26 protein-coding genes are annotated in these 25,826 nt (G+C 72.5%); 11 read left to right on the forward strand and 15 right to left on the reverse strand.

The genetic code is table 11. From position 1 onward, the window contains the following. Nucleotides 1–25 precede the first annotated feature (25 nt). Nucleotides 26–643, forward strand: coding sequence for a 5-oxoprolinase subunit B family protein (locus ACZ4O3_RS26365; protein WP_467724576.1), 618 nt, complete (start codon nucleotides 26–28; stop codon nucleotides 641–643). Next, nucleotides 640–1,509 carry a 5-oxoprolinase subunit C family protein gene (locus ACZ4O3_RS26370; protein ID WP_467724578.1) on the forward strand — a complete coding sequence of 290 codons (870 nt, stop codon included), beginning with the start codon at nucleotides 640–642 and terminating at the stop codon, nucleotides 1,507–1,509. Before ACZ4O3_RS26365 ends, ACZ4O3_RS26370 begins: the two co-directional genes overlap by 4 nt. Before the next feature lie 53 nt (nucleotides 1,510–1,562). Here ACZ4O3_RS26370 and ACZ4O3_RS26375 read toward each other — a convergent pair whose 3' ends face one another. Genes ACZ4O3_RS26375 through ACZ4O3_RS26385 form a run of 3 tightly spaced genes read right to left on the reverse strand, consistent with a single transcriptional unit; the run spans nucleotide 1,563 to nucleotide 4,743 of the window. After that, nucleotides 1,563–2,414 (reverse strand): SGNH/GDSL hydrolase family protein, encoded by an 852-nt coding sequence (locus ACZ4O3_RS26375; protein ID WP_362732682.1) that lies wholly within the window; start codon nucleotides 2,412–2,414, stop codon nucleotides 1,563–1,565. After that, nucleotides 2,411–3,616, reverse strand: coding sequence for a glycosyltransferase (locus ACZ4O3_RS26380; RefSeq protein WP_467724580.1), 1,206 nt, complete (start codon nucleotides 3,614–3,616; stop codon nucleotides 2,411–2,413). The genes ACZ4O3_RS26375 and ACZ4O3_RS26380 overlap by 4 nt, the downstream gene beginning before the upstream one ends. Beyond that, nucleotides 3,613–4,743, reverse strand: a complete 1,131-nt coding sequence (locus ACZ4O3_RS26385; protein ID WP_467724582.1) for a glycosyltransferase family 4 protein — start codon at nucleotides 4,741–4,743, stop codon at nucleotides 3,613–3,615. Before ACZ4O3_RS26385 ends, ACZ4O3_RS26380 begins: the two co-directional genes overlap by 4 nt. Here ACZ4O3_RS26385 and ACZ4O3_RS26390 point away from each other — a divergent pair. After that, nucleotides 4,645–4,965 (forward strand): hypothetical protein, encoded by a 321-nt coding sequence (locus ACZ4O3_RS26390; protein WP_467724745.1) that lies wholly within the window; start codon nucleotides 4,645–4,647, stop codon nucleotides 4,963–4,965. The two genes, ACZ4O3_RS26385 and ACZ4O3_RS26390, sit on opposite strands and share 99 nt — an antisense overlap. Before the next feature lie 63 nt (nucleotides 4,966–5,028). On the opposite strand, the gene ACZ4O3_RS26395 is transcribed toward ACZ4O3_RS26390, so the two are convergent. Continuing rightward, entirely contained in the window at nucleotides 5,029–6,447 is a 1,419-nt protein-coding gene (locus ACZ4O3_RS26395) for a HEAT repeat domain-containing protein (protein ID WP_467724583.1), read from the reverse strand. A gap of 301 nt (nucleotides 6,448–6,748) precedes the next feature. Continuing rightward, a complete protein-coding gene (locus ACZ4O3_RS26400; protein WP_467724584.1) occupies nucleotides 6,749–7,141 on the reverse strand; it encodes an ankyrin repeat domain-containing protein in 393 nt (130 codons plus the stop codon). 310 nt (nucleotides 7,142–7,451) lie between these two features. Between ACZ4O3_RS26400 and ACZ4O3_RS26405 the strand changes: the two genes are divergently transcribed. Further along, complete coding sequence (locus ACZ4O3_RS26405; RefSeq protein ID WP_046731976.1) at nucleotides 7,452–7,646, forward strand: hypothetical protein; 195 nt, start codon at nucleotides 7,452–7,454, stop codon at nucleotides 7,644–7,646. 37 nt (nucleotides 7,647–7,683) lie between these two features. Then, entirely contained in the window at nucleotides 7,684–9,264 is a 1,581-nt protein-coding gene (locus ACZ4O3_RS26410; protein WP_467724586.1) for an ATP-binding protein, read from the forward strand. A gap of 160 nt (nucleotides 9,265–9,424) precedes the next feature. Here ACZ4O3_RS26410 and ACZ4O3_RS26415 read toward each other — a convergent pair whose 3' ends face one another. Beyond that, nucleotides 9,425–10,924 carry an SCO1417 family PLP biosynthesis transcription factor gene (locus ACZ4O3_RS26415; RefSeq protein ID WP_467724587.1) on the reverse strand — a complete coding sequence of 500 codons (1,500 nt, stop codon included), beginning with the start codon at nucleotides 10,922–10,924 and terminating at the stop codon, nucleotides 9,425–9,427. Nucleotides 10,925–10,988: 64 nt separating this feature from the next. On the opposite strand from ACZ4O3_RS26415, the gene yczE reads away from it, so the two are divergent. The 4 genes from yczE (at nucleotide 10,989) to ACZ4O3_RS26435 (ending at nucleotide 14,506) form a co-directional block, all read left to right on the forward strand. Then, nucleotides 10,989–11,678 carry a membrane protein YczE gene (gene yczE / locus ACZ4O3_RS26420; RefSeq protein ID WP_467724589.1) on the forward strand — a complete coding sequence of 230 codons (690 nt, stop codon included), beginning with the start codon at nucleotides 10,989–10,991 and terminating at the stop codon, nucleotides 11,676–11,678. Further along, on the forward strand, nucleotides 11,675–12,442 hold the full coding sequence (locus ACZ4O3_RS26425) for a glycerophosphodiester phosphodiesterase (RefSeq protein ID WP_467724591.1): 768 nt from the start codon (nucleotides 11,675–11,677) through the stop codon (nucleotides 12,440–12,442). The genes yczE and ACZ4O3_RS26425 overlap by 4 nt, the downstream gene beginning before the upstream one ends. A gap of 40 nt (nucleotides 12,443–12,482) precedes the next feature. Then, nucleotides 12,483–13,838, forward strand: a complete 1,356-nt coding sequence (locus ACZ4O3_RS26430) for an MFS transporter (protein WP_384993989.1) — start codon at nucleotides 12,483–12,485, stop codon at nucleotides 13,836–13,838. Between the two features lie 293 nt (nucleotides 13,839–14,131). Next, entirely contained in the window at nucleotides 14,132–14,506 is a 375-nt protein-coding gene (locus tag ACZ4O3_RS26435) for an RNA polymerase-binding protein RbpA (RefSeq protein WP_010046329.1), read from the forward strand. Nucleotides 14,507–14,603: 97 nt separating this feature from the next. Here ACZ4O3_RS26435 and fxsA read toward each other — a convergent pair whose 3' ends face one another. The 4 genes from fxsA to ACZ4O3_RS26455 form a co-directional block, all read right to left on the reverse strand. Continuing rightward, a complete protein-coding gene (gene fxsA, locus ACZ4O3_RS26440; RefSeq protein WP_467724593.1) occupies nucleotides 14,604–15,173 on the reverse strand; it encodes an FxsA family membrane protein in 570 nt (189 codons plus the stop codon). A 47-nt stretch (nucleotides 15,174–15,220) separates the two neighbouring features. Beyond that, nucleotides 15,221–16,036, reverse strand: coding sequence for a polyprenol monophosphomannose synthase (locus tag ACZ4O3_RS26445; RefSeq protein WP_362731643.1), 816 nt, complete (start codon nucleotides 16,034–16,036; stop codon nucleotides 15,221–15,223). Nucleotides 16,037–16,593: 557 nt separating this feature from the next. After that, entirely contained in the window at nucleotides 16,594–18,201 is a 1,608-nt protein-coding gene (locus ACZ4O3_RS26450; protein WP_467724596.1) for an amidohydrolase, read from the reverse strand. 128 nt (nucleotides 18,202–18,329) lie between these two features. Then, complete coding sequence (locus tag ACZ4O3_RS26455) at nucleotides 18,330–18,770, reverse strand: Lrp/AsnC family transcriptional regulator (RefSeq protein ID WP_053759891.1); 441 nt, start codon at nucleotides 18,768–18,770, stop codon at nucleotides 18,330–18,332. 266 nt (nucleotides 18,771–19,036) lie between these two features. Here ACZ4O3_RS26455 and ACZ4O3_RS26460 point away from each other — a divergent pair, with 266 nt between their 5' ends. Then, nucleotides 19,037–19,498: a uroporphyrinogen-III synthase gene (locus ACZ4O3_RS26460; protein ID WP_362722006.1), complete on the forward strand. Its 462-nt coding sequence runs from the start codon at nucleotides 19,037–19,039 to the stop codon at nucleotides 19,496–19,498. Nucleotide 19,499: 1 nt separating this feature from the next. Here the strand turns inward: ACZ4O3_RS26460 and ACZ4O3_RS26465 are convergent, their stop codons facing one another. The 3 genes from ACZ4O3_RS26465 to ACZ4O3_RS26475 all read right to left on the reverse strand — a co-directional run bounded on the left by ACZ4O3_RS26465 (nucleotide 19,500) and on the right by ACZ4O3_RS26475 (nucleotide 23,246). Continuing rightward, a complete protein-coding gene (locus ACZ4O3_RS26465) occupies nucleotides 19,500–20,603 on the reverse strand; it encodes a phosphotransferase family protein (protein ID WP_467724598.1) in 1,104 nt (367 codons plus the stop codon). Nucleotides 20,604–20,617: 14 nt separating this feature from the next. Then, entirely contained in the window at nucleotides 20,618–21,715 is a 1,098-nt protein-coding gene (locus ACZ4O3_RS26470) for an Rv3169 family protein (protein WP_467724600.1), read from the reverse strand. Nucleotides 21,716–22,073: 358 nt separating this feature from the next. After that, on the reverse strand, nucleotides 22,074–23,246 hold the full coding sequence (locus ACZ4O3_RS26475; protein ID WP_362721998.1) for an acyl-CoA dehydrogenase family protein: 1,173 nt from the start codon (nucleotides 23,244–23,246) through the stop codon (nucleotides 22,074–22,076). 330 nt (nucleotides 23,247–23,576) lie between these two features. On the opposite strand from ACZ4O3_RS26475, the gene ACZ4O3_RS26480 reads away from it, so the two are divergent. After that, entirely contained in the window at nucleotides 23,577–24,809 is a 1,233-nt protein-coding gene (locus ACZ4O3_RS26480; RefSeq protein WP_362721995.1) for a glycoside hydrolase family 18 protein, read from the forward strand. 57 nt (nucleotides 24,810–24,866) lie between these two features. Here the strand turns inward: ACZ4O3_RS26480 and ACZ4O3_RS26485 are convergent, their stop codons facing one another. Both ACZ4O3_RS26485 and ACZ4O3_RS26490 read right to left on the reverse strand, forming a co-directional pair. Then, nucleotides 24,867–25,526: a TetR/AcrR family transcriptional regulator gene (locus tag ACZ4O3_RS26485; RefSeq protein WP_362722013.1), complete on the reverse strand. Its 660-nt coding sequence runs from the start codon at nucleotides 25,524–25,526 to the stop codon at nucleotides 24,867–24,869. Nucleotides 25,527–25,591: 65 nt separating this feature from the next. Then, complete coding sequence (locus tag ACZ4O3_RS26490) at nucleotides 25,592–25,732, reverse strand: SCO1431 family membrane protein (RefSeq protein WP_362721993.1); 141 nt, start codon at nucleotides 25,730–25,732, stop codon at nucleotides 25,592–25,594. Nucleotides 25,733–25,826: the final 94 nt, after the last annotated feature.

The following is a 25,826-nucleotide window of genomic DNA, read 5'->3' on the forward strand; positions in this document are numbered from 1 at the left end:
CACGAATTCTCAGACCTCCTCGCCCATGACCACACACCTCGTCGGAGACGACGCCCTCCTGATCGAGGTCGGCTCCGGCGCGGCGGCCCAGGCCCTGCACGCGGAGCTCTCGCGCCGGCGCGCGGAGGGCTCGCTGCGGGTCGCCGAGATCGTGCCGGCCGCCCGCACGGTCCTGCTCGACGGGCTCGACGACCCGGCCCGCCGGGCCGCCGAACTGGCCGCCGCAGAGATCCCCTTCACTCCCCCACGCACGCGTGCGGCCGTCGAGCTGCCGGTGCGCTACGACGGCCCGGACCTGGCCGACGTCGCCGCGCACTGGCGGGTGCCCGAGCGGGAGGTGGCCCGCATCCACGCGGCGACCGAGTTCACCGTCGCCTTCTGCGGTTTCGCGCCCGGCTTCGGCTACCTCACCGGACTCCCCGGCCGGTACACCGTGCCGCGCCGAGCCACGCCGCGCACGGCGGTGCCCGCGGGCGCGGTGGCGCTGGCCGGGCCGTACACGGGCGTGTACCCGCGTTCCTCGCCGGGTGGCTGGCAGTTGATCGGGACGACGGAGGCGGTGCTGTGGGACCACGCGCGCGTGCCGGCCGCGCTGCTGACCCCGGGTACGCGGGTGCGGTTCGTGCCGGTGGGGGACGCATGACCGACCGAGCGCTCGTCGTCGTACGGGCCGGGGCGCTGACCACCGTGCAGGACCGCGGACGTCCGGGGTACGCGCATCTCGGCGTGCCCCGCTCGGGGGCGCTGGACGCGCCCGCCGCGGCGCTCGTCAACCGGCTGGTGGGCAACTCCCCCGATGCGGCCGTCCTGGAGACGACCCTCACCGGGTGTGCCGTCCGGCCACGCTCGCCGGTGGTGGTCGCGGTCGGGGGTGCGCCGGGTCCGGTCACGGTGGGCGGCCGCCCGGCCGCGTGGGGCGCGCCCGTGGCGGTCGCGGCCGGGGAACTGCTGGAGGTGGGAGCGGCCCGGTCCGGCGTACGCAGTTATGTGGCCGTCTCGGGCGGGATCGCCGTGGAGCCGGTGCTGGGCAGCCGGGCCACTGATCTGCTGTCCGGCCTGGGACCGGCCCCGCTGGCGGACGGCGCGGTGCTGCCGCTGGGCGCTCCGGCGGGCCCCCGCGCGCGCGTGGACGTCGTACCGCAGCCGTCCCCGCCCAGCGAGCTCGTGCTGCGGGTGACGCTCGGACCGCGCGCCGGCTGGTTCACGCCCGCGGCCGTCCGGGCCTTCACCTCGCGCGCGTACCGCGTGTCGTCGGCGAGCAACCGCATCGGGCTGCGCACGGAGGGGCCCGCCCTGGAGCGGGCCCGTCCCGGTGAACTCCCCAGCGAGGGCATGGTCCTGGGCGCCGTCCAGGTGCCGCCGGACGGCCGTCCGGTGGTGTTCCTGGCCGACCATCCGACCACCGGCGGCTATCCGGTGATCGCGGTGGTCCGCGCCGCCGACCTGCCGGCGGCCGCCCAGGCGGTCCCGGGCGTCCCGGTCCGCTTCACGGCCGTGAGCCGTCGCTGAGCCGCCGGGCGGCCGCGTCCGGCACCGTCCGCCCGCGCGTGCCGTCATCGTCCTCACGCGGCGTCGGCGGGCCGCTCCGGCGCCTGGAGGGCAGCCAGCGCGGCGGACACGGCGGCGGACGCGCTCAGGTCCAGTCGGGCGCTGGTGCCCCTGCGGCGGTGCCGCATCTCGTCGACGGCCAGCCGCAGCAGCTGGGGCAGCAGGTCCCGGCAGCGCCTGATCACCCAGGCGGTGCCGGCCGTGGCCAGCCAGAGGAGACTCGCCCTCTTCGTCGGCGCCGGGAACTCGGGCTCGGCGGACGGTGCCGTCCCCGTCGCCATGCCCAGCGGGGCAAGCAGGGCGTGGAAGCGGACGGCGAGCTGCCGGTGCCCCCGCTCGCACGGGTGCAACCGGTCCGCGCTCCACATCGCCCGGTCGGTGAGCCAGGCGCCCTCCGCCGCGTGCAGATGGACCGCTCCGTACCGCTCGGACAGGGCGTGCACCACCGCGTTGACCGCACGCCCCCGGCGGGCCAGCGGCCGGGCCAGTGCGCCCGGCAGTCCCCACATCGAACCGGGGTCGGGCAGGCACGCCGTGAGCAGGGTCGCACCCTGCGCCGTCAGGGCCGCGTAGACCTTGTCGAGCCGTTCGGCCACCGCGTGGATGTCGAAGGTGCAGCGCAGGGTGTCGTTGACGCCGATGACGACGGCGACGATGTCGGGGCGCAGGTCCAGTGCGGCCTGGGTCTGACGTTCCAGGACGTCCCGGGTCTGCGCCCCGCTGACCGCGAGATTGGTGAAATCCACGTCCTTCGCGGCGAGTCCGCCGGCGAGCAGCGCGGCCCAGCCGCGCCACCCGTCGCCGGCGGGGTCGCCCACGCCCTCGGTCAGCGAGTCGCCCAGTGCCACGAACCGAACCGCTCTCATGCCACGCCCTCCGGCACGACACGACGGACCGGCTCCGGCGTCGCGTTCTCCTGGTGACGGCACAGCACCGGCGCGTCGTGCGCGGCGAGGAAGGCCTCCACCGCCGTCCCCCAGCCGAAGCACTCCGCACGCGCGCGTGCCACCTTCCGGCGCTCGGGACCGGGCCGCTCCAGGAGCAGCTCCACCGCGTCGGCGAAGGCGTCGCCGCGGTCGGCGGCGGTGGCCCCCGCGGACCCGATCACCTCGGGCAGCGCGGAGGAGGCGCTGGCGACCACGGGCGTCCCGCAGGCCATGGCCTCCAGGGCGGCAAGCCCGAAGGTCTCGGCGGGTCCGGGCGCCATGGCCACGTCGGCGGACGCCTGCAGTGCGCCCAGGGTGTCCCGGTCGGAGACGTGCCCGAGGAAGGTCACCGGCAGCCTGCGCTCCCGCGCGCGCTGTTCCAGCCGCGCCCGCAGCGGCCCGTCGCCGGCCACCACCAGGACCACCCGGCGGCCGCGTCCGACCAGCGCCTCCACGGCGTCGAGGGCGGTGCCGGGCCGCTTCTCCACGGACAGCCGCGAGCACATCACGAGCAGTGCCTCGTCCTCGCTCGCGTACCGGGCCCGCAGGTCGAGGTCGCGCATCGAGGGGTGGCGGCCCGTGAGGTCGACGCCCAGGGGGGCGCGTACGACGTTGCGCGCGCCGATACGGATGAACTCGCGCTCGGCGAACTCGGTGGTGCACACCACGCGCGCGTAGGTGTGCGCCGTACGGATGTTGAGCGCGTCGGCGGTGCGCCGGGACATGTTCTCCGACATGCCCCAGGTGCGCAGGACACCGTCGGCGGTCTCGTGGGAGACCATCACGGCGGGGATCCGGGCGCGCCGGGCCCAGCGGCCGGTCCAGCGCAGGGTGGTGCGGTCGGACACCTCCAGGCGGTCCGGGGCGAGGTGCTCCAGGAGGGTCTGCACGCGGGTCTTGTCGACCAGGACGCGGTAGCCGCCGGTGCCGGGCAGCACCGGGCCGGGCAGGGTGATGACCCGGCCCTGCTCCTCGACCCGGTCCGAGTAACGCTCGCCGGGCACGATCAGGACCGAGTCGTGACCGGCGGCCACGAAGCCCTTCCCGAGTTCGCGCAGGGCGGTGCGCAGGCCGCCGGAGGAGGGCGCGACGAAGTTGGCGAGCCGGACGATGCGCAGGGGCGCGGACGAGGAGACGCTCATGCCGCCACCACCGGCCGGCGTGCCGCGAGTACGTCCTCGTAGTGCTGGATCAGCTGGTCGCCGACCGCGGCCCAGGTGCGGCCCTCGACGGTCGCGCGGGCGGCGGCGCCGAAGGCGGCCCGCATCGCGGGGTCGGCCACCAGGGAGGCCACGGCCTCACGGACGGCACCCGCGTCGCGCGGCGGGACCAGGAAGCCGGTGCGGCCGTGGTCGACCAGGTCGATCGGGCCGCCGGCCGCGGGCGCGACGACCGGGACGCCGCTGGCCATGGCCTCCTGGACGGTCTGGCAGAACGTCTCGAAGGGGCCGGTGTGCGCGAAGACGTCGAACGAGGCGAAGATCCGGGCCAGGTCGTGGCCGGTGCGGCGGCCGAGGAAGACGGCGCCGGGCAGCGCCTCGGTGAGATGGGGCTGGCTGGGACCGTCGCCCACGATCACGACCTTGACGCCTTCCAGGCCGCAGACCCCGCCGAGGAGTTCGATCTGCTTCTCGGGGGCGAGGCGGCCGACGTAGCCGACGACGACCTCGCCGTTCGGGGCGATCTCGCGGCGCAGCCCCTCGTCGCGGAACTCGGGGCGGAAGCGGACGGTGTCCACACCGCGCTGCCACAGCTGGATCCGGGGCACCCCGTGCGACTCCAGGTCGCTGATCGAGGCGGTGGACGGAGCCAGGGTGCGGTCGGCCGCGCCGTGGACGGACCGTATCCGCCGCCAGGCGGCCGCCTCCCCGGCGCCCACGTAGGTACGGGCGTATCCGGCCAGGTCCGTCTGGTAGACGGCGACGGCGGGGACACCGAGCCGGGCGGCGGCGGCCATGCCGCGGACACCGAGGATGAAGGGGCTGGCCAGGTGGACGACGTCCGCGCGGTGCTCGATCAGTGCGGCGGCGAGTTTGCGGCTGGGGAGAGCCACGCGGACCTGGGGATAGCCCGGGAGCGGGAGGGAGGGGACGTGGACGACAGGGCACGGCGCGGCGGCCGCCGCGAGCCTGTTTCCGGGGGCGGGAGCCGGAGCGACGACGAGGGGCGCGTGACCGCGATCGACGAGGTGTCGGGCGGTCTGGAGCGCGCAGTGGGCCACGCCGTTCACATCGGGGGGAAAGGATTCGGTCACGATGACGACACGCATACCGGTGTTGTCGCCGCGCTGGACGTGGCCGCGTCAAAGTGGATCTTTCCGAATGTTAAACGTCCCATGAGCGTTGCCCTGCACACCAGAGCGGGCCAGCCGGTGTCCATGCCCGGCTGGTCTGTCGGTCACCGCTGGTTCACTTGGCGGGCGGACTTCCGTGAAGGGAACGTGTGCGGGACCCTCCGTGGTTCCCGGGACGAAGCCGTAGTTCCGGGATGAAGCCGTGGTCCCGGGATGAAGCCGTGGTCCCGGGATGAAGCCGTGATCCCCCGTGGCGATGCCTCACACGGCGGGTGTGTCCGGTCCGATACGGCTGCGGACGGCCGTCTGGACCTCGTCCTCCTCGGCGGGGTCCGCGGCGAGCCGGCGGAGTTGTTCGACGACCCGGGCGTCAGCGGTCTCGGCGTGCCGGGCGGCGATCTCGCGGGTGGTCTCCTCGCAGTCCCAGAGGCATTCGACGGCGAATCCGGTGGCGAAGGAGGGATCGGTGGCGGCCAGGGCGCGGGCGGCGCGGCCTCGCAGATGTGACGAGGCGGTCTCGCGGTAGACGTGCCGCAGGACGGGCGCGGCGCAGGCGATGCCGAGGCGTCCGGTGCCGTCGACGAGGGTCCACAGGGTCGGTGCGTCCGGGCCTTCGCCGCGTACGGCCTCCCGGAGCGCCGCGAGGACAAGTTCGCCGTCCTGGGCGCCGCCCCGGCAGGCGAGCATCCGTCCGGCGGCGGCGCCGAGGGCGTCGGGCCGGCGGGCCCAGCCCCGGGCGCGGTCGACGGCGGCGATGCTGCGCATGCGTTCGAAGGCGTCGACGGCCGCCTCCACGACGGCGGCGGTGCCGTCGGCCACGGCGGCCTCGATCAGGCGCAGGGCGTCGGGGTCGTTGCTGTCGGCGAGGTAGCGCAACGCGGTGCAGCGGGCCCCGTCGGTGCCGTCCTTGGCCGCCTGCAGGATCTCCGGCCGGTCCTCGGGACCGGCTACGGCGACCAGGCAGCGGGCGGCCGGCACGTGCAGGGCCGCGCCCCGCTCGACGCCCTGCTGGGCCCACTCGAAGACCGCGCGCACGCTCCACCCCGGACGGGGCCCGGTAGGTCGCATCTGGCGCTGCCAGCGGTCGAAACAGCCGGTCTCCTGGGCGGCACGCACGCGCGTGGCGATCGATTCCCGGGGATCCTCGGCCCACAGCCGCCAGGGCCGTGGTTCGAAGGCGTCCCGTACGGCGGTGGCCAGCTCGGCCTCGCCCTCGGCGTCCGTGGTGAACCGCGCGAGCACCGGCGCGGCCAGCGCGCACAGGCCCGCGTCGTCGTCGCGCAGCGCCAGCTCGTCCAGCGCCCAGGCCCAGTTGGTGCCGGTGGCGGCGTACCTGCGCAGCAGCACGAGGGCGTCCCGCCTGCCGTAGGAGGCGAGGTGCCCGAGCACGGCCAGCGCCAGGCCGGTACGGGACTCCTCGGTGTCGAGGACGTCGTCGGGGTCGAAGAGATGCGCCTCGATGGCGTCCAGCTCGCCGTTCAGGTCGAGATACAAGCGGGCGTAGTAAAGGGAGCGGTTCTCCACCTGCCAGTCGTGGCGGGGATCGCGGAGCACGCAGTGGTTCAGTGCCGCGAGCGCTTCGGCGCGCGGGGCGGTGAGCGCGTGCAGCGTGCCGTCGCCACGGCCCCGCTGGAGCAGGCCGAGCAGCGTACCGCTGGGCGCTATGACCGGATCGAACATGGGAAACAGCCTCACATCAAGCGTCGACGCAACCGGAGAACACGCACTACCTGGCCGCGTGACACAACGTCGGAGCGCCCGCCGTCTCTTGCTCGCTGTAGACCATTTCTCTCTGCCTCTCGTCAGTGGCCCATGCGGGCCGCGTCACGGCCCGCGCGGTGCGGCATCACCTGCCCAGCCATCGCGTCCATGAATCACGACGTCATGATGACTCGGCACTTCGACCTGCCGCGACCGAAATTTCGGCGGCCCTGTACCGCCTCCCCCGTTTTGTGTGTTTTCGCTGGTCGGAAGGGATGGTTCAGCTGATACCGAACAACTCGAGAAGTTCTGCCTTGCCGAACATCCGAGCGGTGTCGACGGCCGACGGAGTACCCGCGGCGGGGTCCGCGCCGAACGCCATGAGCGCCTCGACGACCTCGGTCTCACCTTTGAAGACCGCGCCGGCGAGCGGGGTCTGGCCTCTGTCGTTGATCCGGTCCGCGTCGGCACCGCGGGCGAGCAGCTCGCGCACCGCGCCGGCGTGCCCGTGGTAGGCGGCGAGCATCACGAGGGAGTCACCGCGGTCGTTGGTGAGGTTGGCCGGAACGCCCGCGTCGAGATACGCCACGAGCGCCTCGGTCCGTCCCTGCCGGGCCAGATCGAAGATCTTGGTCGCCAGCTCCACGACCTCGGGGTCGGGGGCTTCGCTCATCGAACGGACCGCCTCTCCTGTGTGCTGCGGGGACTTCCGCGGACGGGGGGAGCGTACGGCAACGGGCGGGCCGCGCGGCCGTACGAGTGAATCGCCAGCGTACTGGCTTCAGGGTGCGCACGACCGGAACCGCCCGAGGGAAGATCACCGCGGCCGCGCCGTCCGTCCGGTCGCCAGAGGCCGGAACGATCCGCCGGTCGAGTGAAATCGACTTGATTTCACCCATTCGCACCTTTAATCGTATAGATACCTTCTGTGATGCTGGAAGAACTCATGGTGACTGTCCCCCCTCGACACCAGGAGATCGCAAATGATCCTCTCCATCTCAGGCGTCATCGTGCTCGGCATCATCGTCTTCCTCTTCTTCCGCAAGGACGGACTGAAGCCGTCGCACGCCACGGTCTCGGCGCTCTTCGGCTTCTATCTCGCCAGTACGGCGATCGCACCGAGCATCAAGGCCGGCGGCGAGAGCCTGGCGAGCCTGCTCGGCGGCATCAAGTTCTGACGTCCCTCCCGTCCCTACGCACCTTCAGGAGGCAGCAGTGGTCCGGCGCCCTCTCCCCCGCATTCTGAGCAACGGCACCGCGCAGCTCGCCCGGAGCAGGGAGCTGGCCCGGACGGCTGCCGACAACGCCACCGACGTCCTCCATCCGCTCATCACCGTCACACGTGGGCTGCGCCGGCTGGCCTCGGCCGGCCGGCGCAAGTGGACGGAGACCCCCAAGGACAAGCGTGGCCCGCTGCTGTTCCTGGTGGCCTCGGTCGTCCTGGTCGTGGCCCTGGTGCCGTACGGACCGCTGCTCGCCGTCATCACCCTGATGGCGGCGAGTGCCTGGCACGGCCGCGACCGCACCCCGCCCCCGCCGGAGGGCCCCGACGAGTCGCAGACCCAGCGGCTCCAGTCCCTGTACGAGGCCCTGGTGCCGTACTTCTCGGCCGCCGAGGACCCGGCGCCGCTGTACGCACACGGCGGGGAGTGGGAGAAGGCCTTCCTCTCCCACGAGTTCGACGAGGCCGGCCGCGTCCGGCAGCTGCTGATCCGCTACCCCGCGTACTTCCCGGACGGCGAGCCCGGGGCCCGCGCACGGATCGAGTACCTGCTCACCGCGAAGTCCGGGCGCGGCCGCGAGTACCACTTCGCGTGGGACGAGGAGGGCAACCGGCTCACGGTGACCGTCCTCGCCCCGCTGCCCACCGACATCGCCGCCCAGCGGTTCGTCACGTCGCCGGGCGAGACGGTCCTGGGCTTCACCGACCCCAGCGAGGTCCAGCGCACGCTCCCGCTCACCTACGGCGAGGAGCAACGCGACGTCCCGCCGGTCGTCTGGCGTACCGGCGCCCGCTCCACCGAACCTCATCTGCTGGTCATGGGCCGCCCCGGCAGCGGCACCTCGACCCTGCTGCGCTCGGTCGCCCTCCAGGCCCTCCAGTACGGCGACGTGCTGATCATCGAGGGCGGCGGCACCGGCGAGTACGCGTGTCTCTCCGGCCGGGACGGTGTCCTCGCCGTGGAGTGCGGCCTCGCGGGGGCTCTCGCCAGCCTCGAATGGGCCGCGCACGAGACGGAACGGCGGCTCATCGCCGTCAACCGCGCGCGGCAGGCCGGCTATCCGCCGCCGGACGACTGCCGGCGTCCGCTGTGGATCCTGCTGGACCGTCCCGGTTCCTTCGTCCACCTGGCCTCGGCGAACGGCCACAAGGACCCGCAGACCCTGCTCCAGACCCCGCTGCGGCACGGCCGCGCGGCGAACGTCACCGTGGTGGTCGCCGAGCACCTCGACAGCACGGACGCGGTGAGCGAGGCGTTGCGGCAGCACACACGCGCGCGTGTCGTGCTCGGGCCGGCGCTGCCGGACGAACTGGAGGCGGCGCTGGGAGCGCCGCCGCACACGACACCGCTGGCCCACATGCCGCCGGGCCGGGGCTACGCCCGGCTGGGCCACGGCCCGGTGCTGCGGCTCCAGGTACCCTCCACACCGGACCCGTACGACGACGCGACCAGCGACACGGACCGGCAGGCGGTACTGGACCTGCTGCCGCCGCGGAGCGGCCCCTCCGAGCCGGCGGAGCAGCCGGACCCGGTGGAGGCGGCGCCGATGGAAGTGGCCGTCTCCGAAGCCTGAGGCAGGAGGCGGTCGTCCGGCTGCGGGCCGCGGGGGGCTGATCGCGCGGTTCCCGCGCCCCTGAAGACGCGATGCGGTCACCGAGAGCCCCGCAAGGCGCGCGGGGAACCAGCGGCGCCCGGCGCCCTCACCGGCCCGTCCGACCACCGCCCGACCGCTCCTACGCCACGAACGTCCTCGGCGCCTCGCCGCCGCCGGAGGCGCCCGCCTCCACCAGCCGAGCCGCCGCGGCCAGTCGGCTCGCCGCCTCCTCCGCCACCGCTCCCCCCACGGTGAACGGAAGCCGCACATAACCCTCGAACGCGCCGTCCACCCCGAACCGTGGCCCGGACGGGACGCGCACCCCCACCCGCTCCCCCGCCTCCGCCAGCCGCGACCCGGACAGCCCGCCCGCCCGGACCCACAACGTCAGCCCGCCCCGCGGCACCTCGAACTCCCAGCTCGGCAGCTCCCGCCGTACCGCGGCCAGCAGGTCGTCCCGGTTCTGGCGGGCCTGTGCGCGGCGCACCTCGACCGCCTGCTCCCAGCCCCCCGTGCCGAACAGCCAGTTCACCGCCAGCTGCTCCAGCACCGGCGTCCCCAGGTCCGCGTAGGCGCGCGCGGCGACCAGGCTGCGGATGACGTCCGGGGCCGCGCGCACCCACCCGATGCGCATGCCCGCCCAGAACGCCTTGCTGGCGGAGCCGACGGTGACCACGGTCGAGCCCGCCGGGTCGAAGCCGCAGACCGGGCGCGGCATCTCCACGCCCTCGTCCAGCCACAGCTCGCTCATCGTCTCGTCGACGACCAGCACCGTGCCCGCCGAGCGGGCCGCGTCGACCAGCCGGCGGCGCTGGTCCTCGTCGGCCAGGGCCCCGGTGGGGTTGTGGAAGTCGGCGACGACGTAGGCGATCCGGGGCGCCGCCTCCCGCAGCACCTGGCGCCAGCGGTCCAGGTCCCAGCCCGTGAGGCCCTCCGCCATCGCCACGGGAACCAGCCGGGCGCCCGCCTCCCGCATCAGCTGGAGGATGTTGGCGTACGAGGGTGACTCGACGGCGATCCGCTCACCGCGCCCGCCGAAGAGATGACAGATCGCGTCGATCGCGCCCATCGCACCGGTGGTGACCATGATCTGCTCGGGCATCGTGGGGATCCCGCGCGCGGTGTAGCGCTCCGCGATCATCGCGCGCAGCACCGGGAGTCCGGCCGGGTAGTCGCCGTGCGTGCGGGCGTACGGCGGGAGTTCCTCCAGGGCGCCCTGGACCGCGCGGGTCAGCCACGGCTCGGGGGCGGGCAGGGCGGCGGTGCCCAGATCGATGAGCGAACCGAGCGCCTCGGGCGGCAGCGGTTCGAGGCCGCGGGCGGGCAGCGGGTTGCCCGCCGGGACGGCGGTCCAGCTGCCCGCGCCCCGCCGGGACTCCAGGAATCCCTCCGCGCGCAACGCCTCGTACGCCGCCGCGACGGTCGTACGGCTGACGGACAGCGCGAGGGCCAGTTCGCGTTCGGCGGGCAGCCGGGCGGCGACCGGGACGCGTCCTTCGAGGACCAGCAGGCGGACACCGTCGGCGAGCGCGCGGTAGGCGGGCGGGCGCCGGGTGCCGGGGCCGGCCGGACGGTCCTGCTGCGAGTGGAGCAGCCGGGCGAGCTGTGCGGCGCCCACTGCCGAGGTCCACTGCGCCATGAGAATCAGTCCACCTTCCCCGAATTGGCCATGGATGCCTTTTCTTCCCAAGCCACAGAGTGACATGGGCCAGTCCACCATCACCAGCAGGGGGTACCTCTTGTCCACACGAGGCCGGTTCCGGCGGCGGCTGTTCCAGCTCTACGCGGGGCTCACCCTGTACGGCGTGAGTTCCGGGCTTCTCGTCGAGGCGGGCCTGGGTCTTGAGCCCTGGGGCGTGCTCCACCAGGGGCTCGCCGAGCACGTCGGGCTGAGCATCGGCACGGTGTCGATCATCGTGGGCGCGGCCGTGCTGCTCCTGTGGATACCGCTGCGCCAGCGCCCGGGCCTCGGCACGGTCTCCAACGTGTTCGTCATCGGCCTCGCCATGAACGCCACGCTCGCCGTCCTCCCCGGCGCACACACGTTCGCCGTGCGGATACCGCTGATGGCGGCGGGGATCGTAGTCAACGGCGCGGCGACCGGGCTGTACATCGCGGCGGACTTCGGGCCCGGCCCCCGGGACGGTCTGATGACGGGTCTGCACCGGCGCACCGGACGGTCGATCCGGCTGATCCGGACCGCGATCGAGGTCGCGGTGGTCGTCACGGGTTTCGCGCTGGGCGGGACCATCGGTGCCGGGACCCTGCTGTACGCCCTGTCCATCGGGCCCCTGGCCCAGCTGTTCCTGAAGGTGTTCGCCGTTCCGCCGGCATCCGCAGGCAGCACGGTCGTTGCCAGGGGGTCATCGGAGCAGGCCATACTTCGCCCGTGAGCACGCTGATACGCCACCCGTACCTGGACCACCCGGGCCCCATCGCCTTCGCCCACCGCGGCGGGGCCGCCGACGGCCTGGAGAACACCGTGGCGCAGTTCCGGCGCGCCGTCGAGCTGGGCTACCGGTACATCGAGACCGATGTGCACGCCACGGCGGACGGCAGGCTCGTCGCCTTCCACGACGACACCCTGGACCGGGTCACCGACGGGGCGGGCCGGATCGGCGACCTGCCGTGGCAGGACGTACGGCACGCGCGCGTGGCGGGCCGCGAGCCACTCCCCCTCTTCGAGGAACTCCTGGAGGAGTTCCCGGACGTCCGCTGGAACGTGGACGCCAAGGCGGAGCCCGCGCTGCGGCCCCTGCTGGACCTGATCGACCGCACGGACTCCTACGACCGGGTCTGCGTCGGCTCGTTCTCCGAGGCGCGGGTGCTGCGGGCGCAGCGCATCGCCGGGCCGCGGCTGGCCACCTCGTTCGGCACCCGCGGTGTGGTCGGACTGCGGCTGCGCTCCTGGGGGCTGCCCGCCTCGGTGCGCCGGTCGGCGGTCGCCGCGCAGGTACCCGAGTCGCAGTCGGGCGTCCCGGTCGTCGACCGGCGCTTCGTCCGCGCCGCCCACGCGCGCGGGCTGCACGTCCACGTGTGGACCATCAACGAACCCGAGCGGATGCACCGGCTCCTGGACCTGGGAGTCGATGGCATCATGACCGATCACATCGACACGTTGCGTGAGGTCATGCAGGACCGCGGCGTCTGGGTCTGAGACGCGCGACGAGACTGCTGCGGGAAAGGCGAGGGCACGGGTGGGCACCGAAACCGTGCGGACGGAGGCCTCGGACGAGGTCACCGAGCTGCGGCGCGAACAGCGTGGCTGGTACGTCTACGACTGGGCGTGCTCGGTCTACTCGACGAGCGTGCTCACCGTGTTCCTCGGCCCGTACCTCACGTCGGTCGCCGACCACGCGGCCGACGCGGACGGCTATGTGCACCCGCTCGGCATCCCGGTCCGCTCGGGCTCCTTCTTCGCCTACTCGGTCTCCCTGTCGGTGATCGTGGCGGTCGTGCTGATGCCCCTGGTGGGCAGCCTGGCCGACCGTACGGGCCGCAAGAAGCAGCTGCTCGGCGCGGCCGCGTACACCGGGGCCGTCGCGACCACGGGCATGTTCTTCCTCGACGGCGACCGCTACCTGCTCGGCGGGCTGCTGCTGGTCGTGGCGAACGCGGCCCAGTCGGTCGCCCTGATGCTCTACAACTCCTACCTCCCCCAGATCGCCCCGCCCGAGGAACGCGACACGATCTCCTCCCGGGGCTGGGCCTTCGGCTACGCGGCCGGTTCCCTGGTGCTGATAGCCGACCTGGTCCTGTACTCCGCCCACGACTCCTTCGGTCTCTCCGAGACGGAGGCGGTCCGCGTCTGTCTGGCCGCGGCGGGTCTGTGGTGGGGCGCCTTCACCCTCGTACCGCTGCGGCGGCTGCGCGACCGGGGCGGCAGGGGGCGCGGCGCGGCCGGGGCGACGGCGCCCGGGCTGCGTCAACTCGCGGCGACCGCCCGGGACATGCGCCGCCATCCGCTGACGCTGTCCTTCCTGCTGGCGTACCTAGTCTACAACGACGGCATCCAGACCGTGATCTCCCAGGCGTCCGTCTACGGCTCCGAGGAGCTCGGGCTCGGCCAGTCGACGCTCATCGGGGCCGTTCTGCTGGTCCAGGTGCTGGCGGTGGCCGGCGCCCTGACGATGGGGCGGCTGGCCAGGACGTACGGCGCGAAGCGCACGATCCTCGGGTCGCTGGTGGCGTGGACGGTGACGCTGGCGGCCGGCTACTTCCTGCCGGCCGGGGCCCCGGTGTGGTTCTTCGTCCTCGCGGCCGGCATCGGTCTCGTCCTCGGCGGCAGCCAGGCGCTGTCCCGCTCGCTGTTCTCGCATCTGGTACCGCCCGGCAAGGAAGCCGAGTACTTCGCGGCTTACGAGATGAGCGATCGGGGGATGAGCTGGCTGGGGCCCCTGTTGTTCGGGATCACCTTCCAGCTGACCGGAAGCTACCGCTCGGCGATCATCTCGCTGGTGGTCTTCTTCGTCATCGGGTTCGCGCTGCTCGCGCGGGTGCCGGTGCGGCAGGCGATCGGCGAGGCCGGCAATCCGGTTCCGCAGAAGGTCTAGCGGAGGATCCGGCACGAGGGGCCCGCGGGAAGATTTAGCGTTCAACGCCGAAGAGCGGTAGTGTACGCGTTTGGCCTGCCAGGCGGACCGTTACTGCGCGTCAAAGATGCAGAAACGCTGGGTGACATCTGCTAGCAGATGTGACAAACCGGGCGCGGGTGGGTACAACAAGGGGCGGCTACGACGGCGACGCATGGCCCGGAACGGGAATCTTTACCGCCGACCGGACGTTGACCGGATGACGACGACAGCGACACCTGTCCTGTGGGCGACAAGCCCGGGAGGCACGATTCATGAGTGAGCGAGCTCTTCGCGGTACACGCCTCGTAGTGACCAGCTACGAGACGGACCGCGGTATCGACCTGGCTCCGCGCCAGGCCGTGGAGTACGCATGCGAGAAGGGGCACCGGTTCGAGATGCCCTTCTCGGTCGAGGCGGAGATCCCGCCGGAGTGGGAGTGCAAGGTCTGCGGGGCCCAGGCACTCCTCGTGGACGGCGACGGCCCTGAAGAGAAGAAGGCCAAGCCCGCGCGTACCCACTGGGACATGCTGATGGAGCGGCGCACCCGTGAGGAGCTCGAAGAGGTCCTCGAGGAGCGTCTGGCGGTTCTGCGCTCCGGCGCGATGAACATCGCGATTCATCCGCGGGACAGCCGTAAGTCCGCATAGTCCCGTGTCACGGGAATCCGACATAACAAAACCCGAGGGCGCCCTACGTTCGGTGAACGTAGGGCGCCCTCGGTTTTCCGGTGCTGTGTCCGCGGGCTCAGCGCGTCAGCGGCGGCCGCTCCCCCGTCGGCTCGTCGCCCCGCTGCCGACCGTCGTTCCGGATGATCACCTCGCCCTGGACCACCTTGCCGTCGGGGCGGTGCATACGGGCCTGCTGGAAGGCGTCGCCCAGGGTGCCGGGGGCGGACGCGCGGAGTCTGCGGTCGAGGGTGCGTCCGGTCAGGCGGGAGACCGCCTTCTGCACCGGCGGCAGCAGGAGCAGCAGGCCGAGTGCGTCGGAGACCAGGCCGGGGATCATGAGGAGCAGGCCGCCCAGCATCATCAGGCCGTTGCCGCCGCCCCGCTCCGGTGAGCCGCCGCGCTGGATCGCCTCGTTCAGACTCCGGAAGGCGCGGCGTCCGGCCCGCTTGATGACCACGGCCCCGGCGACGAAGCCCGCCACCAGCAGCAGGAGCACGGCCATGCCGCCCGCCGCGCCCGCGACGACCGTCAGCAGCCAGATCTCCAGCACCAGCCACGCGGCGAGCCCCAGCGGCAGATATCTGCCGAGCCGGGAACGCCGGGGCCGGGTGGTGGTCTGCGGAGGGGGCTGCGCGCCAGTCGTCATGCTCCCAGTGTGCCTGGGCCCGGCTCAGTGCGGGATAAGGGGGATGATCAGCGGGAATCGTCCGTCCGGGAAGCCGGCCTGCCCTTGCCGGTGATCTTGCCCATCCGCTCGGTGAGACCCCACGACGTGACCCGCCACAGGGCCTCCACCATGATGTCGCGGCTCATCTTGGAGTCGCCCAGCTCCCGCTCGACGAAGGTGATGGGCACCTCGACCACGTGGAAGCCGGCCTTGATCGCACGGCGCGCCAGGTCGACCTGGAAGCAGTAGCCCTGTGACGCCACCTCGTCGAGTCCCAGGCCCTCGAGGGTCTCGCGCCGGAAGGCGCGGTAGCCGCCGGTGATGTCACGCAGCGGGAGGTCGAGCGCGAGACGGGAGTAGAGGGAACCGCCCCGGGAGATGAACTCGCGGGACTTGGGCCAGTTCACCACCCGGCCGCCGGGCACCCAGCGGGAGCCGAGCACCAGGTCGGCGCCCTTCAGGGCGGTCAGCAGCCGGGGCAGCTCCTCCGGCTGGTGGGAGCCGTCGGCGTCCATCTCGACGAGTACGCCGTAGCCGTTGTCCATGCCCCAGCGGAAGCCCGCGAGATAGGCGGCCCCGAGGCCCTCCTTGCCCTTGCGGTGCAGCACCTGGACGTGGTCGTCCTCGGCGGCCAGTTCGTCGGCGAGCTTTCCGGTGCCGTCGGGGCTGTTGTCGTCCGCCACCAGCACGTGCGCCTCGGGGACGGCCCGGCGTACCCGGCCGACGATGGACTTGATGTTCTCCGCCTCGTTGTACGTGGGGATGATCACCAAGGCCGTGCCGAGCGGGCCGAACCGCCTCTCCTGGGCCTGTGCCGCGAGGGTCCCGTCGCCGTCGTTCACTGCTGCCCCTTCATGTCGTACGCAGGGGACCACCATAGTGGCCACCGCCTGCACTGACGTGACAGCTCGAGCGTGTGGTGGTGTCGATTCCGCAAGAACGGGGTAAGGATGCCCGTTTCGGGTGCCGTTCATCCATGATTCCGCCGGCCCGTTCGGCTGCGGATGGGGGCCCGGCGCCCTTCGGGCCGACCTGGGACCCGCTGGCTGCGGGTCGACCGAAAGCCGTTGTCTACTGAGCGTCCGGGCCCCACCCGGGTCACACCTCCCGACCGGCCGGAACGTTCCCTCGTCGGCGCGGGCGCTGAGCCTGGCTCCCAGTGGCGGCACCCCGGTGCGGGGCCCCGTCCCTGACCCAGCGGCGCTGCGACGAGTGCGCGAACTGCTCCCCGGTCGGGCGTCCGGTGGTGGACTCGGCCGAACCTACCGGCCCGCTGCCGCTGGCTGTCAACAGCCGTCTGACCTGCGCAAACGACATCAAACCCCTGGTCAGAGCGGAGGATGCGCAGGTCGCGCGACGGAGCGGCGACCGTCGATGACGACCACGCCACCCCGGGAGATCACTCGCCCGGCCGTACGAACACGGTCCGGCCGCCCACCACGGTGCGCAGACAGACCGGAAGCTCCTGGCCGGGGGTCAGATCGGGCAGGCCGGGGGTGCCGGAGCGCGGGTCGGTGGACCAGCGGGCGACCCGGTCGTCCGGGGCCTGCACCACCAGTTCCTCGGTGCGCCAGACCGCGTAGTCGGCGGGCGCGCCCGGCACCAGGACACCCGCGTCGTCCCGGCCGGTCGCCCGCCAGCCGCCCCTCGTGTGCGCGGTGAACGCGGCGCGCACCGAGACCCGGTGCCCGGGCGTGCGGTGGAAGGCGGCGGCGCGCACGGTCCCCCAGGGGTCGAGCGGGGTGACCGGGCTGTCGGAACCGAAGGCGAGCGGGACCCCGGCCTTGAGGAGGGCCGCGTAGGGGTTGAGGGTGCGGGCCCGCTCGGCCCCGAGCCGCTGGGCGTACATGCCGTCGGCGCCGCCCCACAGCGCGTCGAAGGCGGGCTGCACGGAGGCGATCAGCCCGAACTCGGCGAAGGCGGCGATGTGCTCGGGGGTGAGCATCTCGGCGTGCTCGACACGGTGCCGGGCGGCACGGACGCGGGCCGGGCCGACCTTCTCGGCGGCGGCTCGCACGCCCTCCACCACCGCGCTCACGGCGGCGTCCCCGATGGCGTGGAAGCCCGCCTGGAGTCCGGCTTCGGTGCACGCGGTGACGTGGGCGGCGACCGCGGCCGCGTCCAGGTAGGCGGAGCCGGTGGTGTGGCCGGCGTCGGCGTAGGGCTCGTGCAGGCAGGCGGTGTGCGAGCCGAGCGCCCCGTCGACGAAGAGGTCTCCGGCGGCGCCGAGGGCACCCAGCTCGCGCGCCTTGTCGGCGTCCTCCTCCGCCCAGTAGCCGACCACCCGCGGGCCGGGAGTCTGCGCGGCCAGCCGCAGGAGGCCGGTGAAGTCGTCCTCGGAGGAGATCTTCGGTCCGCCGCACTCGTGGACGGTGCCGATCCCGAGGGAGACGGCGTGCGCGAGGGCGGCGCGCTGGGCCTCGGCGCGCTGGGCGGGCGTCACGGCCGCGAACGCGGCGGCGCGCACGGCGTGGTGGGCGTCGCCGGCGAGCGGAGCGTCCTCCCGGGGGACCGCACCGGGGACCAGGTCCAGCAGGGCCGTGCTCACGGCGGCCGAGTGGACGTCGATGCGGGAGAGATAGAGCGGGCGCCCCCCGGTGGCCGCGTCCAGCTCGGCGCGGGCCGGCGGACGGCCGTCCGGCCAGCGGGAGGCGTCCCAGCCGTGCCCGAGCAGCACCCGGTCGTCCGGGCGTGCGGCGGCGAAGTCCCGTACCAGCGCGAGCGCCGCGTCCAGCGAGCCGGCCCCGGACAGGTCGAGCCCGGTCAGCGCCAGTCCGGTGGACGTGGTGTGGACATGGGCGTCCGTGAAGGCGGGGGTGACCAGGGCCCCGTCCAGGTCCACGACCTCGTCGACCCCGTCCGCGAAGGCGTCGGCGGCCCCCTCGGACCCGACCCAGGCGACCTGTCCGCGCTCCACGACCATCGCGGTCGCGAACGGATCGGCGGGACTGTGCACCTCGCCGCGGCGCAGCAGGACGGTCTGGGGCTGGGAGGCTCGATCACTCATGAGGAACAGTCTCACCCCTGCCACCGGCACCCCTGGACAGAGGGTGCCCCGGAGGCCCGTCAGGGGCGCGGCGTGGTGCACAGTCCCACCCACCGCGATCGACGGCACCACCGACCGCGCGGCGGTGCTCAGATCCGGGGCGGCCGTGCCTCGTACGGCGTCGACAGCACCACCGTCGTCCGGGTGGACACCCCCGCGAGCCCGCGCAGCCGGGCCAGCAGCTCCTCCAGCTCGTGCGGGGTCGCCACCCGCACCTTGAGGATGTAGTTCTCGTCGCCGGCCACGCTGTGGCAGGCCTCGATCTCGGGGACGCCGGCCAGCCGGTCCGCGATGTCGTCGGGGGCGCTGGGGTCGAAGGGTTTCACGGAGATGAACGCCGTCATGGGCAGCCCGACGGCCTCCGGGTCGACGACCGCGGCGTAGCCGCGGATGACGCCGCGCTGCTCCAGCCGGCGCACCCGCTGGTGCACGGCCGACGTGGAAAGGCCCGTGGCCTTGCCCAGGTCGGTGTAGCTCATCCGCCCGTCCTTGACGAGCAGCTGCACGATTTGACGGTCCAGCTCCTCCATGGCGCAAAAGCTACCGTGCACCTGATCTCTGGGATACCTCGGCCACCCGGCTCACGGCCGGTTCGTGATGTCCCGGAGGGCAGGTTGCGGGCCCGCCGAGGGACAAAACCACCGCACCGGGCACCTGCGGGCGGCATGTGACGAACGCCACAGCTCTTCGGCGGGCTCCGTGATGGTCTCGTGATTACCGCCAGGACCGGACGGGAAGTGCTTGCTGTGGTCGAGGCCGCAGCGCCGATACGGCCCAGCCCGAGGGGGAGTTACCCATGCAGAGTCTTAAGCGCCCTGGTCGTCCCACGTCCAAGCGCCCGCAGCTGGTCGTCGAGCCCGAGCCGGAGGGCGTCGAACCCGACCTCTACGAGGCCGACGAACTGGACGCGTACGACACCTTCGAGATGTACCGGGTGATCTGCCCGGACTGCGCGCAGCCGATCGCCCTGCTGGCGGACGAGGAGTTCCTGCCGGAGCACGCGCTGTGCGCCTCCCCGTGGAACCCGTTCGGCCTGACCGTCTGTGCCGGGACGGGCCGTGCCTCGGCCGAGGCCTCGTCCGCGGACGAGTCGGTCGAGCCGCAGGAGCAGGACACCGCCCTCCTGCTCACCCTCCCGCAGGGTCTGGACTGGCGGACGCAGCCCTTCTCGCACGTCGGCGGCCCGGGCTCGCGCCCGATGCGCGTACCGACGATGCGCCGCCTCGGCGGCAGTGACCTCGGTCGTCAGGCCGCCTGAGTCACCGCACCGCATCCCAGTAGCTGCCCTGCACCATGGCGCGCAGACTGCCGTGGTGCAGGATCAGTGTGTCCGGATCCGCCGGGACGGCGACCTCACCGAAGTACACCTGGCGGTAGGCGATGCGCAGCATGACGATCGCGTGCCGCAGGGCGGCGTACAGGGTGTAGAAGTCCATGTCCCGCGGGACGTGGCCGGTCAGCCGGGCGTAGCGGGCCTCGACCCGCTCACGGCGCATGAACCCGGGCAGTCCCCGCTGTCCGGAGCCGGCCGTGAGGTCCTGGAAGAAGCGGTGCAGGTAGACGGTCCAGCCGAGGTCCACCTCGCGCGGGGCCGGCGCGGCCATCTCCCAGTCGAGTACGGCAACGGGGTCGAAGCCGTCGTAGACCACGTTCCCGATGCGGGCGTCTCCCCAGTTGAGGACCGGGGTGCCGGGCTCGGCCGGCCACAGCTCGGCCAGCCGGTCGAACGCGGCCTCGATCAGGGGTGAGCGGGCGAGTCCGTCCACCACCCAGTCGTAGTAGGCGCGTTGGGACTCGACGTGCCGGCGCAGGGTGTCGCCGTCCCCGGGCAGCGCCAGGAACTCCGCCTCTTCGAGGGGGACTTGGTCGTGCAGCTTGGCCAGAAGGCCGACGGACGCCGCTTCGAGGCGCTCGCGTTCGGCATCGCTCGCCGCGTGCAGCCAATTCCCCTCGTACGTATAGGGCATGACGTCGGGTGGGACACGGCCCTCGGCCCGTTCCATGACGAAGAAGGGCGCGCCGAGCGGCCCTGGATCCTCCTCCAGCCACCGGACCCGGGGCACCGGCACGTCCGTGTGTTCGGCGACCAGCCGCATGGTGCGGTACTGGCGGGTGAGGTCGTACGTGGGAAAGACCGTGTACGCCGAGGGGTCGGCCGCCAGCCTCAACGCGCAGGCGCGCAGCGGCGGGTGAGGGTGCTCGATGTCGAACAGCAGGGTCTCGCTGGACATGCCGTTGGAGGCGGGGACCGTGATGCCGACGGCCCGGGCGCCGGGGAGCCGGGCGTCCAGCCAGGCGGTCAGCCGGCGGCCGAGCTCCTCCGGGTCGCGTGTGGTGGTGCGTGGGCGTGGTGCCGTCGTCATCCCGGCCTCCTCCCTCAGGGCGCCACCGAGTCGAAGCCGGTGAAGCCGCTCGGATCGTGCCTGCCGAACGAGCCGTGCTCGAAGATGCCGTGGCCGGTCCGGCCGTCCAGCCGGAAGCGTGCGGAGTGGTCGGTGACCCCGTAGGCCGCGCGCGGGTGCGGTGCGGTCATGTCGTAGGTACGGCGGTCCGTCCAGGCGCGGCCCTGCCAGGTGCCGTGCTGCCAGTCGTCCGCCGGCGGGTAGCCGGCACCGATCGCCAGCGGCGAGGAGGCGAGGAACTCCACCTGGAGTTCCAGGGGCTTGCGCGGGTCGCCGAGGTGGACGACGGCGCGCTCCGGGTGCCGGGTGCCGGAGCGGTAGCTGATCTCGGACCGCGGCCAGCCGAGTTGGCGGTCGCGATGGCCGGGCCGGACCAGGGTGGCGTCGTTCAGGGTGCGGTAGCCGTCGGCGTCCTCCTGGGTGATGACCATCAGGAAGCGGTCCTCGAAGCGGACCGGGCACCAGATCCAGTGAAACCCCTCGGCCGGGTTCTCCTGGGCGAGCCGTCCGCCGTCCTCCCCCGGTATCGGGCGGACGCCCCAGCTGCGGTCCCGGGTGCCGCTCCAGCCGGCGGGGTCGACGCGGAACTCCTCGCCGCCGGCCCGGATCACCCCGGACACTCCCCCGGCCTGCACGAACCTGCGCCCCTCCAACGTCAGCCGGTCACCCCGGCGTTGCAGGTGGTGCGGCTCCCACAGGGCCGGGAAGCCGGCGGTCCAGGTCAGGTCGCAGGAGATCGAGTCGTCGCAGGTCAGACGGAAGCGCCGCAGCGGCTCCTCGACCTCGATGCGCAGGGGTCCGACCACGAGCCGCATCCGGTCGTCGCCGAGCGCGTCCGAGGCGCGTACCGCGTGCAGGGTGTCCCCGGTGCGCAGGGTGGCGTAGGCGTCGATCACTCCGACGTTCGGGTAGACGCCGAGGCCGAGGATGAGCAGGGCGCGGCCGTCGTGGTCGAGAACGTGGAAGATGCAACGGTCGTAGGCGTTCCGGTCCCCGCTGGCGACGTGCTTCATGGAGAGCGGGACCTGGTGCACCGGGTACTCGTCGAGCGGTACGGGACGGTCGTCGGCCATGGCGGGCCTCCCCGGAGGGCTGGAGACGGTCCGGCTGACGGTATGTCAGAAAGTCGGGAGTGGCCAGATCCGGGACCGGACGTCCACGAACTCACGCACGATTCGGGCGATCGGTGACCAGGGCGGCCACCGCCGCGTTGGCCGGGCATGACGACCACCTACACCGCCCTCGGCCGTCAGCGCCGTATCTTCGTACCCCCGCCCACGGCACCGGCCCCGGCTCCGCCGCCCGCACCGCAGGATCCGCCGATCTACCGTGATCTGATGCGGACCTGGGCCGACCGGGGCCGCACCCTGCCGGGCCGCCACGACCCCGAGTGGGTCAGGCTGGCGGCTCCGACGGTCTCACGCGGGCAGTTCAGCGGCTTTCCGGCCCCGCCACATGACGGGCGATGACCATCCGCTGGATCTGGTTGGTGCCCTCGACGATCTGCAGGACCTTGGCCTCGCGCATGTAGCGCTCGGCCGGGAAGTCGGCGGTGTAGCCGTAGCCGCCCAGGATCTGGACCGCGTCGGTGGTCACCTTCATCGCGGTGTCGGTGCAGTGCAGCTTGGCCATGGCGGCCTGTTTGGCGAACGGCCGGCCGGCGTCGCGCAGCCGGGCCGCCGCGAGATAGAGGGCCCGGCCGGCCTCGATCTGGGTGGCCATGTCGGCGATCATGAAACGCAGGCCCTGGAAGTCGGAGATCGGGTGGCCGAACTGCCGCCGTCCGGTGGCATAGGCGACCGCCTCGTCCAGGGCCGCCTGGGCGAGGCCGATGGCGCAGGCGGCGATGCCGAGCCGGCCGGAGTCCAGTGCGGACAGGGCGATGGCGAAGCCCTGGCCCTCCTCGCCGAGCCGCCGCTCGTCCGGGACCCGGACGTCGTCGAAGTGCACCTGGGCGGTGGGCGAGCCCTTCATGCCCATCTTCTTCTCGGGCGCCGCGGCGCTCAGGCCCTCGGCGTCACCGGGGACCAGGAAGGCGGTGATCCCGTGCGAGCCCTCTCCGCCCGTGCGGGCCATGACCGTGTAGAAGTCGGCGATGCCACCGTGCGTGATCCACGACTTGGTGCCGTTGATCACCCAGTCGTCACCGTCCCTGACCGCCTTCGTGCGCAGCGAGGCCGCGTCGGAGCCGGAGGCCGGCTCCGACAGACAGTAGGCGCCGAGCAGGCCGCCACCGAGTATTGCGGACAGGCGTTCGACCTGCTGCTGCTTGGTGCCGTAGGCGGCGAGCGCATAGCTCGCGAGCGTGTGCACGCTGACGCCGAGGCCGACGGTGAGGCGGGCCGCGGCCAGTTCCTCCAGGACCTGGAGGTAGACCTCGTAGGGCTGGTCTCCGCCGCCGTACTCGGCGTCGTACGGCAGGCCGAGCAGTCCTGACGCGGAGAGCAGGGTGAAGACCTCGCGCGGGAAGCGTCCGGCGTCCTCCTCCTCGGCCGCCCGGGGCGCGATCTCGCGCTGGGCGATCTCACGGACGAGCGAGATCAGGTCCCTCGCCTCTTCCGTGGGCAGTTGACGCTCCACCGGCTGCGGGTCGCGGTCGGACATGGCGTCGGTCTCCTCCCTGTCGGGCACCGGCGGTCACAGCCCGTCGGGTGGGGGCGGCTCCGCCTGTCGTTCGAGTGCGGCCGAGGTGGGCGTTCCGGGTCACGGAAGCTGCTGACCAGCGGCTGCGCAGTGAGTATGCCCGATCGGGGACCTTCCGTCACCAGTTAACGACCGCTTACTTCGCCAATTCCAGGACAACATCCGGCCGCCCCGATATTGGTACGAACCATTGACCCGACTGGTCTAGTCCTCCTAAGGTTCATGACCAACGCTTTACCGCGTTCATGCCAATCGGCGCGCGTTCCCCTCTCCCCCAGGAGGAGACACCCGATGCACACCTCTCACCACTCCCGGTTCCGGGCGCTGCTCTCCGCGGCCTGTTGCGCCGTCCTCGGCGCCGGGCTGCTGGCCGGCGCGGGCACCGCGTCGGCGGCCGCCCCGGCCGCTCCCCAGGTGCAGGCCGGCTCGAAGGTCGTCGGCTACTTCACGGAATGGGGCGTTTACGACCGCAAGTACCTGGTCAAGAACGTCGAGACCTCGGGCTCGGCCGCCAAGCTCACCCACATCAACTACGCCTTCGGCAATGTCACCGGCGGCAAGTGCGCGATGGGCGACTCGTACGCCGCGACCGACCGCGCCCACACCGCCGCCGAGTCGGTGGACGGGGTCGCGGACACCTGGGACCAGCCGCTGCGCGGCAATTTCAACCAGCTGCTCAAGCTGAAGAAGAAGCACCCGAACCTCAAGATCCTCTGGTCCTTCGGCGGCTGGACCTGGTCGAGCGGGTTCGGCGAGGCCGCCAGGAACCCGGCCGCCTTCGCCCAGTCCTGCTACGACCTGGTGAAGAACTCCAAGTGGGCCGGTGTCTTCGACGGCATCGACATCGACTGGGAGTACCCGAACGCCTGCGGCAGCACCTGCGACACCAGCGGCCGGGACGCGTTCAAGAACCTGATGGCGGCGCTGCGCTCGAAGTTCGGGAGCAGTGCGCTGGTCACGGCCGCGATCACCGCCGACGCGACCAGCGGCGGCAAGATCGACGCGGCGGACTACGCGGGCGCCGCGCAGTACGTCGACTGGTACAACCCGATGACGTACGACTACTTCGGCGCCTGGGACGCGACCGGGCCGACGGCCCCGCACTCGCCGCTGAACTCCTACCCGGGCATCCCCAAGGCGAACTTCTCCACGGCGGCGACCATCGCCAAGCTCAAGGGCCTCGGCATCCCGGCCTCCAAGCTGCTGCTCGGCATCGGCTTCTACGGCCGCGGCTGGACCGGCGTGACCCAGGCGGCGCCCGGCGGCTCGGCCACCGGCCCGGCGGCGGGGACCTACGAGGCGGGCATCGAGGACTACAAGGTGCTCAGGACCAAGTGCCCGGCGACCGGCACGGTGGGCGGCACGGCGTACGCCAAGTGCGGCAGCGACTGGTGGAGTTACGACACCCCGGCGACCATCGCGACCAAGATGACGTACAAGAACCAGCAGGGCCTGGGCGGCACCTTCCTGTGGGAGCTGAGCGGCGACACGGCGGGCGGTGAGCTGGTCAAGGCCGTCAACTGACCCCGGTCACGGGGGCTCGGGGCGGGGGTTCCACGAGACCTCCGCCCCTTGTACGTGTCAGGCGTCCCGGCGGGCCGGGGCCGGGGCACGGTAGGCGGGGTCCAGTTCCTCGATGGCACGCATGGTGCCGCCGAGCGTCTTGACCAGCAGCTCGCACATGGTCTCGCGGGAGAGTTCGGGGTGGTCGATCCAGTTGAGGGTCGCGCCTTCCACGCTGCACAGCCAGGAGAGCAGCCCCATCCTGGCGAGCGGACCGATGTCGGTGCGCCCGTAGGCGCCCTCGGCGATGGTCCCGACCATCGCCTCGCGCACCCCGTCCCGGATGGAGTGCACCTCGGTGTCGAAGCCGACGCCACCGCTGACGATCGTGCGGTACGCGGCCTGGTGGTACTCGGCGTAGCGCAGGTAACTGTCGATGGTGCGGTGGACGCGGTCCACCTGGGGCAGTTCCAGGCCGCTCGCGGCATAGGTGACCAGGTCGGCGACCGAGTCCTGGATGATCGCCAGGTAGTAACCGCGCTTGGACTGGAAGTAGTAGTAGATCAGCCCTTTGGCGACATGCGCCTGCCTGGCGATGTCGTCCATGGAGAGCGCGTCGTACGAGGTGTCGGCGAACAACTTCCGGCCGATGGCGATGAGTTCGGCACGACGGGCCACGGACCGCTCGGTGCCGCGCGCCCGGGGACGGGCGGCGGCACGTTGTTGACTAATATTCAATTTAGACCCTGGTCTCAGCAGGCTGCGGGACATCCGCAGTATGCCAGGTCGGACAGTGGGTCAGGTCACAGCAGCCCGAGTTGGGTCACCAGCATGGCGACGACCACGACAAGGGTCCAGCCCATGACGTGTTCCAGAACCTTCGGGCCGTCGTCCCTGGGACCGCCGGTACGGGCCCGGGCGGCGGTGGTGGAGTGCGCGGTCATACCGTCCACCCTGCCACCGATTGCGGCATTTGCGGCGGAGAGCTTGGTCACAGGAAAGCGGCCCCCGGTCCGTCCGAGGGCCGCCGTGGCGCCC

This window comes from Streptomyces sp. NPDC026515, from assembly GCF_055567595.1.

Excerpts from the sequence above, each read along its gene's own strand:
- ACZ4O3_RS26365 (WP_467724576.1), top strand. The coding sequence starts at position 26 with ATGACCACACACCTCGTCGGAGACGACGCCCTCCTGATCGAGGTCGGC.
- ACZ4O3_RS26480 (WP_362721995.1), top strand. The coding sequence starts at position 23,577 with ATGCACACCTCTCACCACTCCCGGTTCCGGGCGCTGCTCTCCGCGGCC.
- ACZ4O3_RS26380 (WP_467724580.1), bottom strand. The coding sequence starts at position 3,616 with ATGAGCGTCTCCTCGTCCGCGCCCCTGCGCATCGTCCGGCTCGCCAAC.
- yczE (WP_467724589.1), top strand. The coding sequence starts at position 10,989 with ATGGGCCAGTCCACCATCACCAGCAGGGGGTACCTCTTGTCCACACGA.
- fxsA (WP_467724593.1), bottom strand. The coding sequence starts at position 15,173 with ATGACGACTGGCGCGCAGCCCCCTCCGCAGACCACCACCCGGCCCCGG.
- ACZ4O3_RS26450 (WP_467724596.1), bottom strand. The coding sequence starts at position 18,201 with ATGAGTGATCGAGCCTCCCAGCCCCAGACCGTCCTGCTGCGCCGCGGC.
- ACZ4O3_RS26435 (WP_010046329.1), top strand. The coding sequence starts at position 14,132 with ATGAGTGAGCGAGCTCTTCGCGGTACACGCCTCGTAGTGACCAGCTAC.
- ACZ4O3_RS26395 (WP_467724583.1), bottom strand. The coding sequence starts at position 6,447 with ATGTTCGATCCGGTCATAGCGCCCAGCGGTACGCTGCTCGGCCTGCTC.
- ACZ4O3_RS26385 (WP_467724582.1), bottom strand. The coding sequence starts at position 4,743 with ATGCGTGTCGTCATCGTGACCGAATCCTTTCCCCCCGATGTGAACGGC.
- ACZ4O3_RS26415 (WP_467724587.1), bottom strand. The coding sequence starts at position 10,924 with ATGGCGCAGTGGACCTCGGCAGTGGGCGCCGCACAGCTCGCCCGGCTG.
- ACZ4O3_RS26375 (WP_362732682.1), bottom strand. The coding sequence starts at position 2,414 with ATGAGAGCGGTTCGGTTCGTGGCACTGGGCGACTCGCTGACCGAGGGC.
- ACZ4O3_RS26455 (WP_053759891.1), bottom strand. The coding sequence starts at position 18,770 with ATGGAGGAGCTGGACCGTCAAATCGTGCAGCTGCTCGTCAAGGACGGG.
- ACZ4O3_RS26400 (WP_467724584.1), bottom strand. The coding sequence starts at position 7,141 with ATGAGCGAAGCCCCCGACCCCGAGGTCGTGGAGCTGGCGACCAAGATC.
- ACZ4O3_RS26460 (WP_362722006.1), top strand. The coding sequence starts at position 19,037 with ATGCAGAGTCTTAAGCGCCCTGGTCGTCCCACGTCCAAGCGCCCGCAG.
- ACZ4O3_RS26475 (WP_362721998.1), bottom strand. The coding sequence starts at position 23,246 with ATGTCCGACCGCGACCCGCAGCCGGTGGAGCGTCAACTGCCCACGGAA.
- ACZ4O3_RS26470 (WP_467724600.1), bottom strand. The coding sequence starts at position 21,715 with ATGGCCGACGACCGTCCCGTACCGCTCGACGAGTACCCGGTGCACCAG.
- ACZ4O3_RS26370 (WP_467724578.1), top strand. The coding sequence starts at position 640 with ATGACCGACCGAGCGCTCGTCGTCGTACGGGCCGGGGCGCTGACCACC.
- ACZ4O3_RS26405 (WP_046731976.1), top strand. The coding sequence starts at position 7,452 with ATGATCCTCTCCATCTCAGGCGTCATCGTGCTCGGCATCATCGTCTTC.
- ACZ4O3_RS26465 (WP_467724598.1), bottom strand. The coding sequence starts at position 20,603 with ATGACGACGGCACCACGCCCACGCACCACCACACGCGACCCGGAGGAG.
- ACZ4O3_RS26490 (WP_362721993.1), bottom strand. The coding sequence starts at position 25,732 with ATGACCGCGCACTCCACCACCGCCGCCCGGGCCCGTACCGGCGGTCCC.